The organism is Tautonia rosea (assembly GCF_012958305.1).
GTDB classification, from domain to species: Bacteria; Planctomycetota; Planctomycetia; order Isosphaerales; family Isosphaeraceae; genus Tautonia; species Tautonia rosea.
This window is the reverse complement of sequence record NZ_JABBYO010000008.1, coordinates 247,816-264,199: the sequence shown is the minus strand read 5'-3', so window position 1 is coordinate 264,199 and position 16,384 is coordinate 247,816. Positions and strand designations below refer to the sequence as shown.

Annotated in this window: 9 protein-coding genes; 4 read left to right on the top strand and 5 right to left on the bottom strand. The window is 65.6% G+C overall.

The features are described from left to right. Positions 1–160: 160 nt before the first annotated feature. Both HG800_RS16065 and HG800_RS16060 read right to left on the bottom strand, forming a co-directional pair. Positions 161–1,486: a DUF1552 domain-containing protein gene (locus HG800_RS16065; protein WP_169977645.1), complete on the bottom strand. Its 1,326-nt coding sequence runs from the start codon at positions 1,484–1,486 to the stop codon at positions 161–163. Positions 1,487–1,724: 238 nt separating this feature from the next. After that, the gene (locus HG800_RS16060) at positions 1,725–4,100 is read right to left on the bottom strand and encodes a DUF1592 domain-containing protein (protein WP_169977644.1); all 2,376 of its coding nucleotides are present in this window, start codon (positions 4,098–4,100) and stop codon (positions 1,725–1,727) included. 507 nt (positions 4,101–4,607) lie between these two features. On the opposite strand from HG800_RS16060, the gene HG800_RS16055 reads away from it, so the two are divergent. Beyond that, the gene (locus HG800_RS16055) at positions 4,608–6,158 is read left to right on the top strand and encodes a BCCT family transporter (RefSeq protein ID WP_169977643.1); all 1,551 of its coding nucleotides are present in this window, start codon (positions 4,608–4,610) and stop codon (positions 6,156–6,158) included. After that, positions 6,155–8,062, top strand: coding sequence for a glycine betaine ABC transporter substrate-binding protein (locus tag HG800_RS16050; RefSeq protein WP_169977642.1), 1,908 nt, complete (start codon positions 6,155–6,157; stop codon positions 8,060–8,062). Before HG800_RS16055 ends, HG800_RS16050 begins: the two co-directional genes overlap by 4 nt. A 222-nt stretch (positions 8,063–8,284) precedes the next feature. Here HG800_RS16050 and HG800_RS16045 read toward each other — a convergent pair whose 3' ends face one another. Further along, positions 8,285–9,235, bottom strand: a complete 951-nt coding sequence (locus HG800_RS16045) for a transporter (protein ID WP_169977641.1) — start codon at positions 9,233–9,235, stop codon at positions 8,285–8,287. A gap of 568 nt (positions 9,236–9,803) precedes the next feature. On the opposite strand from HG800_RS16045, the gene HG800_RS16040 reads away from it, so the two are divergent. Next, on the top strand, positions 9,804–11,378 hold the full coding sequence (locus HG800_RS16040) for an arylsulfatase (RefSeq protein WP_390622638.1): 1,575 nt from the start codon (positions 9,804–9,806) through the stop codon (positions 11,376–11,378). Positions 11,379–11,720: 342 nt separating this feature from the next. Here the strand turns inward: HG800_RS16040 and HG800_RS16035 are convergent, their stop codons facing one another. Beyond that, positions 11,721–12,260 (bottom strand): CHAP domain-containing protein, encoded by a 540-nt coding sequence (locus HG800_RS16035; RefSeq protein WP_169977639.1) that lies wholly within the window; start codon positions 12,258–12,260, stop codon positions 11,721–11,723. A gap of 99 nt (positions 12,261–12,359) precedes the next feature. Continuing rightward, positions 12,360–13,937 (bottom strand): mechanosensitive ion channel family protein, encoded by a 1,578-nt coding sequence (locus HG800_RS16030; RefSeq protein WP_169977638.1) that lies wholly within the window; start codon positions 13,935–13,937, stop codon positions 12,360–12,362. Between the two features lie 216 nt (positions 13,938–14,153). On the opposite strand from HG800_RS16030, the gene HG800_RS16025 reads away from it, so the two are divergent. Continuing rightward, positions 14,154–16,364, top strand: a complete 2,211-nt coding sequence (locus HG800_RS16025; RefSeq protein ID WP_169977637.1) for a BatA domain-containing protein — start codon at positions 14,154–14,156, stop codon at positions 16,362–16,364. Positions 16,365–16,384 lie beyond the last annotated feature (20 nt).

Genomic DNA, 16,384 nt, shown 5'->3' with positions numbered 1-16,384 from the left:
CAAAATCATTGAGTGAATTTATAATAGTAACATTACTACCATATTGACAAGCGAAATTCTGAAGAAACAACACCCACTAACGCAAACCGGCCGCCGGGTTCCGGGGGGAACGAGGCGGCCGGTGGAAGCAAGCTTGGCGGGTAGGCGAATCAGCTCAGGCTCAGGTCAAGTCCGGCAGGATGCCTTCGCCGCAGTAGTCGGGGTTGCCGAAGCGGTCGATGTGGTGGCCGAAGGCGTGGGCGAAGGACATGAGAAGGCGGTTGTGGTTGACGCGGTCGTAATGGACGGCGCGGCCCATGCGGTAGTTGAGGCCGCCGCCGACAAGGACGAAGGGGATGTCGTTGCGGGTGTGGGAGTTGCCGGCGCCAAGCTCGTTGGTCCAGACGATGGTGGTGTTGTCGAGCATGGTCCCCTCGCCGCCGGGCTCGGGGGTCTCGTCGAGGCGCTTGGCGAGGTAGGCGATCTGCTCGGCGAACCAGTGGTTGATCTTGGTGAGCTTGTCCTGGGCCTCGTCGTTGCTGTTCGGCTCGTGGGAGAGCTCGTGGTGACCCTCCTCGACGCCGACCCAGCGCATCTTGGCCTGGCCGACCGAGTTGGTGTACTGCAAGGTGGCCACGCGGTTGAAGTCGGCGGCGAAGCTGTTGACCAAAAGGTCGATCTGGGCCTTCGAGATCTCGGGCATCTGGTCGTTCTCGGCCTCGTCGAGGCCGGGGTCGAGCTCGGGGACGGCGTGGCCGACGTCCTCGATGGGCTTGCTGCTGGAGAGCTGAAGCTCCATGGCGCGGACGAACTCGGCGTGCTCGTCGAGCAGGCGGCGGTCTTCCGCGCTGACGTGCGAGCGGACCTTCTTCAGGTCGTCTTGCAGGTCGTCGAGGATGCTCTTGAGGCTCTCCTGGTCCTTCAGGCGACCGTAGAGCTTGTTGAACATCTGGTAGGGGTCGTCGATCGGGGTGAGGGGCTTGTTCGGCCCGGCGTAGGACATGCGGGTCCAGGTGTCGGCCCGCTCGGGGACCATCACGCCGAACTCAAGCGAGCCGAAGCGGGTGCGGGTGGCCTCGTTCGCCTGGAGGAAGTTGGCGATCTCCTGGTCGATCGACACGCCGCTGGCCCAGCCGGCGGGGGTGTCGGAACCGCCCTGGATGTTGCCCGGGAACAGCTCGGCGCCGGTCAAGAGACAGCCGATGCCGCGCATGTGGCCGTCGCCGTCTCCCTTGATCTTGTTGCAAACCCCCTTGAGCAGCAGGGTTCGATCGCGGAACGGCTCCAGCGGTTCGAGGCTCGGCTTGAAGGAGGTCAGCGGCCCCGCCTCGTCGGCCCAGAAGTTCTTCTGGACGACGCCGTTGGGGCTGAAGACGACGACCAGGCGCTGCTTCCGCCCCCCCTGGTTCGCGAAGCCGAGGCTCGGCAGGTTCAGGATGAACGGCAAGGCGGCGCCGCCGATGCCAAGCTTGCGGACAAAGTCGCGTCGGGTCGTGGTCCGGGCCATACTGGCACGCTCCCTCTCTTCAGATTCGCCGGGCGGGGCGGCAGGAGACTCGCAAAGCCGGTCGCCGGGCTCGGTGATCGTGGTTCGGGAAGACGGTTTCAGGGCTCGTTGGTCGCCCCGAAACACTCGGTCAATCGTCGCCCCGGCCGAACCCTTCTATTGGAACGGACCGGGGCACGCGGGTCAAGGGGATGGTTAAACAAGACTCCAATCGACCGGCCCGGCGTCGAGGCCGGAATTATTCCCCCGTCGAGGCCAGATCGGCGCTCTGGCGGGGGGTCAGGGCCGACTTGGCGACGATGTCGACGAGCAGGGTCTGGATGTTGTAGTCGTGCGTCACGAACGCGTCTCGAAGCTCCGCGATCGTCCCGGGGCCGAAGGCGCGGATCGGTTGCTTGATCTGGTGCTGGAAGAGGCGTTCGACGAAGGCGTCGGCCACCTCGTCACTTCGGGCGAGGAACTCGGCCAGCTCGCGGACCCCTTCAAAGGTGGCGGTCTCGCCGGTTCGGGTCTGGTAAAGGCCGGAGGCGTCAATCGGCTTGCCGTTGTCTTCCTCACGGAATCGGCCGACGGCGTCGTAGTGCTCCAGGGCGAACCCGAGCGGGTTGATCAGCCCGTGACACGACATGCACGATTCGGGGCTGGTTTGCAAAACGGTTCGCTCGCGGGTCGAGAGATCCGGGTGCAGGTCGGGCGCGAGGGGGGAAAAGGCCTCCTGCGGCGGCCGGAGACGAGTCCCCAGCACGTTCCGGGCGAGGAAGACCCCACGGAAGATCGGCGACGACTCGCTCGTGTACGCAAAGTTCGCCATCAGATAGGGATGCGACAGCAAGCCGGCCCGCTCGCCGATGCCGTCGACGACCGGGGCAAAGGGGGCGTCCTCGGGCATGTCGGCGCCGTAGAAGGCGGCCAGGCGACCGTTGAGCATCACCGGCTCGTCGAGCAAGAGGCGGCGGAAGTCGGCCGCGTCGCTGTTCCAGATCACATCTTCGAGGAACAGTTCGAGCGAGGTGCGCAGGTCGGAAATGACCTCGGGGGTGAAGTCCTCGAAATGACTCGGGTCCTTGGCCAGGTCGGGCACGTCGTCGATCTTCATCCACTTGCGGAAGAAGTCGAGCACCTTGGCGCGGGCCCTCGGGTCGTCGAGCATCCGCCGCGCCTGCTCGGCGACCTGGTCTCGGGTTTCGAGGCGGCCCTCGGCGGCGGCCTTCATCAACGCGTCGTCGGGAAGGCTGTCCCAGAGGGCGTACGAGATCCGGGAGGCGACGGCGTACGGGTCCAGCTCCGGGTCGATCTCGTGGTAGAGGAACCGGGGGGACTTCAAGGCCAGCAGCACGACCCGTTTGATGGCCGTTTCGGCGTTCGGCGCGGTGTCGAACTGGCGATCGACGTACAGGTCGCGCTGTTCGGCGTCGAGCGGACGACGGAAGGCGCGCTCGACGAACTTCGCGGCAAAGTCCCGCAGCTTGATTTCGCGCTCGGGGTCGTCGTCCTTGACCTTCGCCAGCTCATTCAGATGCTCGACGACATAGGCGGCCGTCTCGATCGCCGCGTCGGTCGAGGCCTGCGCCCAGGAGGCCGAGATCGTTGTGCCTCGCTCGTAGCCGATGCTCCGGTCGTCGGGAGGGAAGGGGGTGGTGACGACGAAGACCTCGGGGGCCCACTCGGGCGAGAGGTGCCGGGTCGGGATCACTTCCTCAGCCCGTCGAGGAGGGACCCACGACAGGCGGATCGAGGCCGGGATCTCCGGCTCGTCGTCGTCCTTGCGGACCCCTTGATACGCCTTCGAGAACTCCAGGCGAATCCGGTACGGGCGCCCGGCGAGCAGGGGGATCGACGCCCGGCGCTCCCGGTCGTCGCCCGACTGCACCCAGCCGTCGATCAAGGGTGTTTCCTCGTCGTTGACAAAGAGCCGGACGGCATGTTCGGTCCAGACGACGAACTCGTAGGTGCCCGACTCCGGGGGCATCACCGAGCCTTCCCATTGGGCGGAGAACTGGTTGCGCTTGTCAAACTTCTCGGTGTCGCCGTCGGGCACGCCGATGCCGAAGTCGAAGTTCAGCTCGGGGTCAATCCGCTCGATCTTCTTCCGATCGCGGCGGAATCCTCGGTCGGTGTAATACTCGCCCTTCAACCCGCGCTCGTCGGTCCAATCACCTCGGCCCCGGAAGCTGGCGATCAGGTCGGAGACGCTGTTGCGGTACTGGTCGACGGTCAGGCGGGCCAGCTCGATCCGAGCCGGGGCGTTGCGGGCCTGGGCGATCTCGGAGTAGAAGGCGTCGTAGACGTAGCGGGCGACCGCCTCGGCATCCTCTCCCGTCACCTCGTCCTCGAAGCCGGGGGGCATCTCCTTGTCGATGTAGGCCGTCAGCCCTTCGAGCGACTTGGCGCCCTGCAAGGGGTGAGGATAGTCGAGCTGAGAGCCTTCGCCGTTGTCTCCGTGGCACTCGGCGCACTGCTGCTGGTAGACCTGAAGGCCGAGGGCCTGAACCGGGTCGTCCTCGGCGGCTCTGGCGGCCGAACCGATCGACACACCCACCATGCCGACCGCCACCAGCACCCCAAGAACCAGGGCTCGGCCAGCGTCAGGTCGGATCTCGAACAACGTCTTCATCGAAACACACCCTCCAAGGTCGGAGGCTTCGGTGTCGATCGCGGGGCGACACACACCAAGCGGGAGGCGGGAACGGACTCGGCCGAGAACCCCATCCGAATCGGACGACTCGGCAGGGGCACCAACCCATCGAGGACCAAACGGAAGGATACGGAGGAAGGAAGGAAATTGCTGCTCGCAAATCACGAAGGATTTCGACACCTTCTCTTGTAATCGATTGGGGAATGCTGATCAAGGGTGCAAATCTCAAGCCGATCGCAGAGAACAGGTGCCCCAGGGCCGGATTCTCACGATCATGGGCGACCTTGCCGCCTGTTCCGCTCGACGGTTGTCGCGCAGCGTTTCCCGAGCCCGAGCAACCGAAGGCGCCGGGCTCGGGGGTTGATCGACGGATTGATCATGTTAGGGTCGGCGGTGGGTTCCGAGCCTTTCGGGAGTGGGCGGAGTCGATCGTAAACGCTGATTCGATCGTCGCTTGCACCGATCATTTTTGTTGAGTGAATGTTGATGATTGATCGCTTCACGAAGTCAATGGAGCCTCTGGGGCTGTTTCATGTGGCCTTGCCGCTCTGTATTGCGGTGTCGTTGATCGGCATCGTCTGGCCCGAGACGTTTGCCGGCACGGTCTCCGACGTGACGCAGACCTTTTTTGAGAGTGTCGACTGGTTTTTCATGGGGTCGGTCACGGGCTTCCTGATCCTGGCCGCCTGGCTGGCCCTGGGCCGGTACGGCTCGATCAAGCTGGGAGGCCCGGACGACACGCCGGAGTTCTCCACCGGGTCGTGGCTGGCCATGCTCTTTGCGGCGGGGATGGGGGTGGGGCTGTTGTTCTGGGGGGTGGCCGAACCGATGACGCACTTCGCCTCGCCGCCGATCGGTGAGGCGTACTCTCCCGAGTCGGCGCGGCAGGCGATGATCCTGACAATGCTCCACTGGGGCTTCCACGCCTGGGCCGTCTACAGCGTCGGGGCGTTGGTCCTGGCCTATTTCCACTACCGAGTCGGGACGAACTTTCTGGCCGGGGCGCCCATCCGCGCGGCCTTTCAAGGCCGATGGGTCGAGCCGGTCGCCACGATGGCCGATCTGTTCGCCGTTCTGGCCGTCGCGCTCGGGGTGGCCGGATCGCTGGCGATGGGGGTCTTTCAGCTTCAAACAGGGCTGAATCTTGTGCTTGGCACCCCGGCCGAGGCGCTCTGGTTCGCCATGCTCCTGCTTGGCTTGCTGTTCGCGGCCTTCATGACCTCGGCGGCGACCTCGCTCGACAAGGGGATCAAGATCCTCAGTAACACGAACATGGTGTTGGCCATTCTCCTGATGATCTTCGTCCTGCTGGCCGGGCCGACACCGTTTCTCTTGCGAATGATGTTCACAGGACTGGGTGATTACCTGTCGGCCTTGCCCGCGATCTCGTTCCGCCTGTATCCGCATCAGAACCTCGGTGCCTGGGTCGGCTCGTGGACGTTGACGTACTTCATCTGGTGGATCGCCTGGGCCCCCTTCGTCGGGATCTTCATCGCCAGGATCAGCAAGGGGCGGACGATTCAGCAGTTCGTCGCCGGAGTCCTGCTCGCGCCGACGGCCTTTTCGCTCATCTGGTTCTCGGTCTTCGGCGGCATGGGGATGTTCGAGGAGCTGCAAGGAGCCGGCGGCATCGGCTCGATCGTCAAGGAAGACGTGACGACCGCCCTGTTCGCCTTGCTCGACCGCTTGCCCGTTTCAGGAGTCCTCACGGCGGTCGCCTTGCTCCTGCTCTTTATCTTCATTGTGACCAGTGTCGACAGCGCCACCTATGTGCTGGGGATGCTCAGTAGCCAGGGGGCGATGGACCCGCCTCGGTTCCGCAAATTTGCCTGGGGAATCACCTTGGCGGCGCTCGGTGCGGCCCTGGTGATGACCCGGAACATCGAGGTCGTCCGGGCCGGGGCCATCAGCTTTGCCCTTCCCTTGACCCTGATCCTGCTGCTTCAGGCTGCCGCTTTGGTGCGGACGCTCCGATCGAACCATCTGCCGCCCGCGACTCCTGTCCCCTTGCCCTCGACGAAGGAGGCGAACGGATGAGTCGTCCTCAAACGACCCTCAGAGGCCTCCTGATCCTTTCGTTCGCGATGGGCGTCGGCCCTGGTTCCGGCTGTGCCCGGAATGACGACTCGGTGACGATCCTCTGCAAGGATTTCGCCGAGCAGGCGATTCTGGCCGAGATGGCCGCCGAGCTGCTCCGAGAGGCCGACGTGCCCGTCTCCCGCGTGCAGGCCGTTCCCGACAGTTACCAGGCGCAGGCCTTTCTCCGAGAGGGGACGGTCGAGCTGATGGTTGATTACTCCGGCACGGCCCTGAACTTCCTGGGAGAGCTGGATGTCTCAGGAGACTCGTCGATCGTCCAGGCACGGAAACGCTACGCGCCGATCGGTCTCGACTGGCTCGATCCGCTTGGGTTTGACAACGGCTATGCCGTGCTTGTTCCTTCGGTCCGGGCCGCGGCGATGGGATTGCGGAGCATCGACGATCTGGCCGACCGCTCCCGGTTCCCCGAAGGCGTGCGCGTGACTTGCCCTCCCGAATACCTCCGCCGGCCCGGCGACGGCCTCGGGGCGCTGGGCGAAGCCTACGGGTTTTCCCTGGCGGCTCCTCCGCTGGTGTTCGATGACGTGCTCGATCGGATGCGGGCGCTGGAGACCCGGCAGGTGGATGTGGCGATCGGCTTCACGACCGATGGCGTGATTCGGTCGCTCGGCCTCCGCATGCTCGACGATTCGAAAGGGTTCTTTCCCTCGTACGAGGCCGCCTTCGTGGCGCGTCACAAGACGATCGAGCGGTGGCCCGCGCTGCGCGAAGCCCTCGGCCGTCTCTCCGGTCGGCTCGACGAGGCGACCATGAGACGCCTGAATGCCGAGGTCGAGATCAAAGGGAGACGCCCGGCCAGTGTCGCCCGAGAGTTCCTGCTCGAACAGCAACTCATCGCCGATACCGTGCGCATCGGTCAGCTTCCGACCCGCCCTCGATTGGACCTCGCCTTGGCCGAGAACGATGACTTCTACGAGCTGCAGGCCCGCGCGATGGTCGCCATCCGAGAAACCTTTCCCGACCGCTCGGTGACGGAGGATCGGGTCGAGAATCCGGCCGATGCCGTCGCCCGAGGGCAGGCCCGGCTGGCCTTGCTGGGGGCCGAGCGCTTCTTCACGACCCGGAGCAACAGCGACGATCCGCCCGACCGCGAGACGCGCATCGAGGCCGCCGCCGTCGTCGGCACGCGCCTGATTCACGTCGTCCGGCGACGATCGGACCAGGAGGGCGCCACGGCCGATCCCCTCTCGGGCCGTGTCGGTGTGCCTCCGATCGGCAGCGGAGCCGCCCTGGTGGCGCAAAGCCTGCTCGACGACGGCCGCGAGCCCGATGCCTCGGGCGATCCGTCCACCTTGCTCGACGCGGTTCGGAACGATCAGCTCGACGTGGCGATCCTCGTGCTCCCGGTCGGCGACCTGGAGTTTCCCGAGGGATCGAGCGAAGGGCTCGAACTGCGATCGCTCGCCGGCTGGCTCTCGCCGTCGAGGGCCTTGCGGGCCCCCTTTCTCCGCCCAGCCCGGATCGCGGCCGGCAGTTATGTGGGACAGCCCGACCCGATCGAAACCCTTGGCGTTCAGGTCCTGCTGGCCGGTCCCAGCCGCCGGGCGGTGAGCTTGACCGCCAACAGCGGCCCGGCCGCCGCGCTGACCCTCGCCGGCCTGCCGCTCGAACCCGACGAGGTGCAAGCCCTGGCCGCCGCGACCGGAGTGCCCGAGGCCCCCGACCCGACACTCCCGTCCTCCTGGAGCCGCCAGCCGACCGCTCCCGACCCGTCCCTCTCGGTCGCCTCGGCGATTTTGAGCACCGTGCTCAACATTCTGGCGATCGCCTTCTTGATCTGGGTCATCCGGATCGCCACCCAGGTGACGCCTCCCCCGGCTCCGGTGCCTCAGAAATCGTGATTGACCTCGTCTTTGTTCGGCGACCGGCGTGTTCGTCGTTCGCTGAGCCAAGGCGATGCCCGACCCCAGCACCCTGGGCGTTCCGAAGGGCGCCGGGGCCATCCTGTTTAGAGCGTTTTTCGTTTGCCTGTGAAGGGTCAGGGAAATGGGGACTGGCTCCGAGTCTTCGAGGTGCCTCTCCCCCAGTTCCCGGCGAGCCGCTCCGCTCAATCGAAAACCGCTCTAGAAGCGGAAGCCGAGACCGACATTGACGAAGTAGCCCGGATTTTCCTGCAACTGCATGCCGATGATGGTGCCGATCTCCAGGTCCGGCGTGATCAGATAATGGAGTCCCGTGTCGAGGAAGTTGCTGGAGATGTTCTGCTCCTTGTTGGCCGAGTAGAGGCCGAAGAATTCGAGGTGAGTGAAGAAGCGATTCTCGGCGAAGGGGAACTTGATCACGGCCGACGGGATCCACAACTCGTAGCCGTCCCCCTCCTCGCCGTCGGGGGCAAAGCGAACCGCCCAGTCAAAGGTCCAGTCGTTGGGAAGCTCCCAACCGGAGATCAGGCCGGCGCGGATCTGGGTCGCGGTCGTCGGTCCCCCGGTCGGGGTGTGACCCTGGAGCAAGAGGGCGCTCCTCGGCCGCAGGCCCTCCTGCGCCGTCAATTGGATCTTGGTCCCGTAATAAATCTGGGTCTCGGCGTTCACACCGAACCGCGCGGCGATATTCCCCTCCTCGAACTCCTCGGGGTTGCCGGTTTCGTAGTTCCATCCGACGCGCAGCTCGATCCGACGGCTAATCCCGAAGCGGAAGAGCGACTCGGGAAAGCTATGCTTGACCCCCTCACTCGGGAAATTCAAATAGGAGTACGCCACCTCCATGATGCCGACGCCCCGGCCGGTGACCAGCGGAGCCCCCGTCAGGGAGTTGCGGTCGGTTTCGATGAAATCGAGGTTTTCCTCTTCAATCGACTCGGCCTCGCCCCCCTCGCCGGGCTCCGGGCCGAGGTCGAAGAAGCCGAACAGCGACTCGGGCCAGGAGGGTTCGATTCTGGGCGCGAACTCCTGCGCCGGCGACGGCCTCACGAGGATCACGATCAGGGTGGCGGCGCTCAATAAACGGACCGCCGCAATGATCGGGATGCCCGGCAGCCGACGGGCGATCCTGCTCCACCGGGAGGCGGGTGCCATCGCTGGGCTCCTCCAGATCGGGGAAAGGGGGGGATCCCTGGGGAACGCCCGGCATCACGTCTCGATGTCTCCTCAACGATGGGGATGAACGTGCGGCCGGTCCCAACGATTACGACGGTCGTATCGGCCGTGCTCCAGGTCGGCTTGAGCGAATCTCATCATTCGGAGTCGATCGTCCGGTCCTCGGACCTTGGGCAACCGTCCGGTCCGAGTGAGGAGGTCTGCGCCGTCGGTCTACGCCTTTGGTGAGGTCGATGGGCACATTCGAGGAACTTCGAAAGATTGCAGTTTTCCGACTTTCGCCGGTCGATCGAGCGCCTTAGACTCGGTGGGGCAACGTGTCTTGCTCGGGAGCAATCCACCAACATTCGTGACGTTGGCTCCCGAGGGTCAACTCAGCAAAATCTCCGACCTGAGCACGAACGGCCTCGGCCGATTCGTGGCCCGTGGCTTGCGATCACCTCAACACCAACGCCACGAGATCAGGCGGACTCGGCCATCACCGCGAGCTACCCCTGGAGAATTGGAATCGATGAGACGAATCACAATCGCCTCGATCGTGGTCATCATGCTCGGCACCGTTCTGGGTGCTGGTGCACGCTCAACCCTCGCCCAGGAATCGAAGAAGCCCAACATCGTCATCATCTGGGGCGACGATATCGGCCGCTCCAACATCAGTGCCTACACCCAGGGCTTGATGGGCTATCGCACCCCGAACATTGACCGGATCGCCCGTGAGGGGATGCTCTTCACCGACTACTACGGCGAGCAGAGCTGCACGGCCGGCCGCGCCTCGTTCCTTACCGGACAGCACGGCATGCGCACCGGCCTGACCAAGGTCGGCCTGCCCGGCGCCGAGTTGGGCTTGCAGGCCGAAGACCCGACGATCGCCGAGCTGCTCAAGGCTCAGGGCTACGTCACCGGCCAGTTCGGCAAGAACCACCTTGGCGACCGCAACGTCTACCTGCCCACGGTCCACGGCTTCGATGAGTTCTACGGGAACCTCTACCACCTCAACGCCGAGGAGGAGCCCGAGCATCCCGACTACCCGAAGGACCCCGCCTTCCGCGCGAAGTATGGCCCTCGGGGCGTGCTCGACACCAAGGCGACCGATGTCGACGACCCGACCGTCGATCCTCGCTTCGGCCGCGTCGGCAAGCAGGTCATCGAAGACACCGGCCCGTTGACCAAGAAGCGGATGGAGACGATCGACGACGACATCGCCGCCCGAGCCATTGACTTCATCGAGCGCAAGGCCGAGGGGGACGAGCCGTTCTTCGTCTGGGTCAACTTCACGCACATGCACTTCCGAACCCACCCGAAGCCCGAGAGCATGGGCCAGGCCGGACGCTGGATGAGCGAGTACGCCGACGTGATGATCGACCACGACAAGAACGTTGGCCAGGTGCTCGACGCCCTCGACCGCCTGGGCCTCGCCGAAGACACCTTCGTCATGTACAGCACCGACAACGGCCCGCACATGAACACCTGGCCCGATGCGGCCATGACTCCCTTCCGCAACGAGAAGAACTCCAACTGGGAAGGGGCCTACCGCGTGCCCGCCATGGTCCGCTGGCCCGGGAAGATCGAGGCCGGAACCGTCTCCAACGAGATCGTCTCCCACCTCGACTGGCTCCCCACGATCCTGGCCATGGCCGGCGATCCGGACGTTAAGGAGAAGCTCCTTGAGGGCTACACCGTCGACGACATGACGTACAAGGTCCACCTCGACGGCTTCAACCTGGTCCCTTACCTCACCGGGGCCGAGGAGAAGGGACCCCGCGAGTCCTTCATCTATTGCAACGACGACCAGCAGGTCACCGCGCTGCGGTTCGATAACTGGAAGATGATCTTCCTGGAGCAGCGCGCACCGGGCACCCTCCAGGTCTGGGCAGAGCCCTTCGTCAGCCTCCGGGTTCCCAAGATCTTCAACCTGCGGACCGACCCCTACGAGCGGGCCGACATCACCTCGAACACCTATTACGACTGGCTGATCGACCGCGTCTTCCTGCTCGTGCCGGCGCAGGACTACGTGGGCAACTTCTTGAAGACCTTCATCGAGTACCCGCCCCGCCAGAAGGCCGCCAGCTTCAATCTCGACGAGGTGATGCAGAAGCTTCAGGAGGGGGGACAGAGCAACTAACGCCCGCTTCGCTTGAATGGCGCGTGTCAGGAAATGGGGACTGGCTCCGAGTCCCCGAGGTGCCTGTCCCCATTTCCGGCAGAGGCGATCCGAGTAAACGAAGTCCGCTCTCAGGCCTTGCTCAGAAACGGTTAAGCGTCCCGCAGCGTGATCGAGGAGGACGGCCTGGCGTTCCCATCGACCCGGAACCGCCACAACACCCTCCTCAATGCGACGGGAGGAAACGTCAGACCGCCACGCAATCCACGCTCGTCCTCGCGTTCTCGAGGGCCGGAAAGGCCCGAGGGAACTCCCGCCCCACGGTCTGAACAGCCGGCGTCCCTGACGCTCGACCCCCGTTCCTCATCTCTGGAAGGGTCGCGTGTCAGGGGCCTCCTCAACGCCCATGGGCCGATAGGCCGAAATGGTCCCCTCGGTCAATTCCTTCGGATCGAGCACCCAGCGCTGAACGACCTGGCGGCGCTCGTCGCTCGCAAGCGTTCGGCCCGCATTCTGGTGCAACAGTGCGATCCGCAGGGTTCCCTCTCGCCGCTGCACGGCCGAGACGATCGCCACGTGACGTTCCATCTTGGCCGTCGTCGTGCGGACGGCCCCGCTTCGCTTGCGTTCTTTATGCACAAACACCGCATCCCGGAAGACCAGGACGTCTCCCGGCTGGAGACGTTCCGACGGCTGCACGGTTCGCCCCCAGGGCTGCTCCCAATCGCTTGCCCCCAGCGTCGCCCCGGCCTCCCGCAGCACCTCGGCCACCAGGTCGGAACAGGTTCCATCCCCCACGCGCTCCCCCAGCCTGGCCTCGGCCTCGCTCACAATCCGGGTGGCCAGGTCCGGCGGCTCCGGTTCCGAAACAGCCAGCACGATCAGAAAGAGACAGCCAACCATCGGGAACCTCGTGAGGTTGGAAGATCCGAAGATCGCCATTCGCGAGTGCGTTCGCGTCAATCGTTTCGTGAGCGTCGTGGCCAGGGGTCGCAACGGGAATCAGGACGCTCGGTCGTCTTGTGGTGGGGTGTTCGGGGGTGTGGCCTCGTCGGCGGCCTTTCGGGAACGGCGGTCGGGGGAGAGGATGTTGTCCTGCTCATCACCGACGACATCCTGAGCGACGTGCAGCGCCTGGTCGATCGGGTCGGGCTGGGCATCCTCTGAGGCGCTTGACGATTCGGCCACCGCGGAGTCAAGTTCCAGGTTCGACCGGGCGCGGTCGGGGGGAACGGTGGCGGCCCGAGGATGAGGCAGGCTGTCTCCGTTGGGCAGCACGCCGTCGCCTTCGGACGAGGCCAGGGCGACGTTGATCCGATCAGAGAGGCTGAGGCTGACCGAGGTCGGCGTCGGGGTGATCCCGGCCCGTTGCAGGGCCACCTTGGCCTTCAGGCGAGCATCGCTCAGGATCTTTGCCCCGTCGATTCCTCGGGTCGGCAACCAGAAGAACGAGCGCAGGCGAACGCCATCGCGCTCCAGGGCCTCAACCAGGGTCCGGGGGCGCGGGTCGTCGAGAATCCCATCGTGCTCGCTCAAGCTCGCGGCGATCGCCCGCTGCGCCTCGACGGCCGAGGCGTCGTAACCGATCACCACGTCGAAGCTCTGAAGGACCGCGTCGGACGCAGTCCGGTTAATGATTACATTCTTGAACACCGTTGCGTTTGGAATCCGGACCTGATGCCCTTCCAGCGTCACCAGAATTGTGGCCCGAGTCGTCAACGCCCGGACGACTCCCGAGTGCCCGGCCACTTCCACGAAGTCTCCCACGCGGAACGGTTGCCGAACCCCGAGCAAGAGTGACGCGATGAAGTTCTCGGCGAAATCGCGGAAGGCGAAGCTCAACGCCAGCGCCACGGCCCCCGCCAGCCCGACGACCGAGAGCACCGCCCGCGCCACCCCCATCACCTCCAGCGCCGCGTAGACCCCGATCATCACAATCCCGACCGCGGCCACCGAGGCCACAACCGATCGCAGCAACAAACTCTCAAACAACGGTGCCAGCAACCGTTCCGATGATTCCGAGAACAGCTTCGCCACCAGAATCGACCCGATCAGCACCGCCACGGCCGTCAGAAACGCCAGCCAGGTTTGAGATACGAGGTTCCAGAACCTCCCCAGCCGCTTCACCAGCAGCTGACCGGCCGTCAGCACCTGGGAATCGGTTCGGGTCTGGTTCAGAACAAGTGTGACCCCCTCGACCCGCCGAACGAAATCGCGGACGCGGTCCTGTACGTCGCTGTCTTCCACGTGGCCGGTCAGCGTGACCACCCCTTGATCAACGCTGACCTCAACGCTGCGAACCCCCGGATAGCGCGGCAAGAGGCTGCGCAGCTTTTCCTCGATCTGCTCGTCCGTCACCACCTGCTCGATGGCGATCGGCCCCTCCGCCTCGGCCACGGTGCCTTCGTCGGCGTCGGGGGCGGTCGGGGGCGCCTCGGCCTCTTGCCCCACGAGCGGCGCGAGTAGCTCCTCTTGGGCCGGGGCACTGCCGATCGGTACGACGAGCGCGAGCAACACCCACGGGGCAATCCCCCTCGGGAGACCTGTCAAGGCGCTGCGGAGGGGTGAGGAGGTGGCCACGATCAAGCCTTCCTTCAGACCGTTGTCGGCCGGGCCGGGGCGTTGGGATCGCCGTTGCTTGCGAGGTGGGGAGTGCTCCCCGTAGGATATTGAGGACAATCGTAGCAGATTCAAACGATCTCGACAGCCGATCCGAACCCCTCGCCCCATGCCCGCCACGGTCTCCGCACGATTCCCCGCCGGCTCGCCCGATGATCCCCTCACGAGGGCCTCCGCGTGAGCTTTGCCAACGCCGCGATGCTCCTGGGAATGCTCGGAGTGGCGATCCCGATCCTCATTCACTTGTGGAACCGTCGCCGCGTGCCGACTATCGCCTGGGGAGCGATGCAGTTCCTCGACCTCAGCCCCCGATCCCGGACCCGAATGCGCCTGGCCGAGTGGCTCTTGCTCGCCACCCGCATGCTCATTCTCGCCCTCGTCGCCCTGGCCGCGGCTCGGCCGATCTGGTCACGAGGCATCAGCCCCATCCTCGGCGGCGAAGCGCCGAAGGACGTGGTGATCGTCTTCGATGCGTCGAGCGGCATGGCCCGCCAGGGGGGCGGCTCGTCTCCCCTGGCCAGGGCAAACACGCGGCTCGATGCACTCGTCGAGCAACTCGGGCCGAGCGACGCCGTGGCCGTCGTCCGGGCCGGCGATCGGGCCAGGGTCCTGCTCGACCCGCCGAGCGTCGATCGCGCGCGCATCCGGGCCGCGCTCGAGACCTTGCCGCCTCCTGGAGGTTCGGCCGATCTGCCCGCGGCGCTCGGAGAAGCCTTCCGCATCCTCGAACAAACCGGCCGCCACCCGATCGCCGAGATCCTCGTCTTGACCGACGGCGACCGCAACCCCTGGCGACTCGACGAGCCGGGACGCTGGCGGTTGCTCCGCGCCCTCCACGACCGCTTGCCGAATCCTCCTGTAATTATTGCCGAATCCTTTGATGTTCCGGTCGATCCCATGGCCGCCGATGGCGAGGTGATCGACGTTCGCGCCTCCCGTCGTCTGATTGCGCCGGGAGGGACGATCCGGATCCGTGCCACGGTACGGAACCTGGGACCGGGACCGCTGGAACGATCGGCCGAGTTGGTGATCGATGGGGCTTCGGTCCCGGGATCGACGCGGGTCGTCGGCCCCTTGGCGGCGGGAGGGTCGATCGTGGTCGAATTTCGAGCCGTCCTCGACACGATCGGCTCGCATGCGATCGGCGTTCGCCTCGTTTCGGGAGGAACCGACGATCCGTTGCCGATCAACGACGCCTCGGCCCTCGTTGTGGAGGTGGCCGAGGCCCTGCCCGTGCGGCTCGTGGACGGCGATCCAGGGGATCGGCCGATGACCGGCGCGACCGATTTTCTCCGGGTCGCCCTCATGCCCCTCGGAGACGAGGCACCACAGTTCCAGGCCTCGGTCCTCCGGCCCGAAGATCTCAACGCCGAGGCCCTTGAAGGTCAGCGATTGCTTGTGCTTGCGAATGTTGAAACCCTTGACCCCGAGGTCTCCGCTGCCGTGGCGTCGTGGGTCGAGCAGGGGGAGGGCGTCCTGGTCGTTCCCGGCGATCGGACCGACGCGGAGATCTGGAATCAGACAGCCTTCCGCGAAGGGGCCGGCTGGCTCCCCGCTCGGATCGGGCCGCTTCAAGGTCGCTTCGCCGATCGCTCGCCGATCGCTCGACCGTTGCCGACGAGCTTCGCCTCCCCCGTCTTCGCCGCAATCGCCCGGGACGGCGCGCCGTCTGCCCTGGGATCGGCCGCGCTCTTCGCCGTGTTCGAGCTGGAACCGTCGGATCGGGAACCGGCTGCCGAAGTCCTGGCCCGGCTCGATTCGGGAGCCCCGTGGATCATCGAGCGCCCCATCGGATCGGGCCGCGCCGCCATCCTCGCCGGTTCGCTCGACGCCAAGGGTGGCACCTTGCCGGCCAACCCCGATTTTGTTCCGTTGATTCATGAGCTGATGTTTCGACTGGCCGATCCTGAGTCTGATGCCTCTGCCTCCCCCCCCGGCGCTCCGTTGATCGTCCCCATCGACCCGCCCCCACCCGACGACCGCACCGCGATCGCCGTGCGGACCCCCTCCGCCCGCGATGTTGAGGCCCAGATCGAGCGCACCGACGAGGGGGTGATCGCCCGCCTTGCCGACACCGACGAACCCGGCCTCTATCGCTTCGACCTGCCCGACCACAGCCTTTACCGCCTTGTCGCCGCCGAGCAGGCCGAGCCGACCCGATCGCCCCTCTCGTCCACCGACCGAGCGACCCTCACCGAGGGCTGGACCCTCACCTTTGCCGACGACGATCGGACCGAACCCTCCCCCGCGAACAGCCGGAATCGAGCCCCAAGGCCCCTCTGGCGAGGGCTGGTTCTTGCCGCCTTGGCCGGCCTTTGCCTCGAAGTCTGGCTGACCCGGCGCCTGGCTCGCCGTCGAGGTCCGCTGGTGGTCTCCGGGTCGGAGTGATCGGCGACGGAGCGCCGATC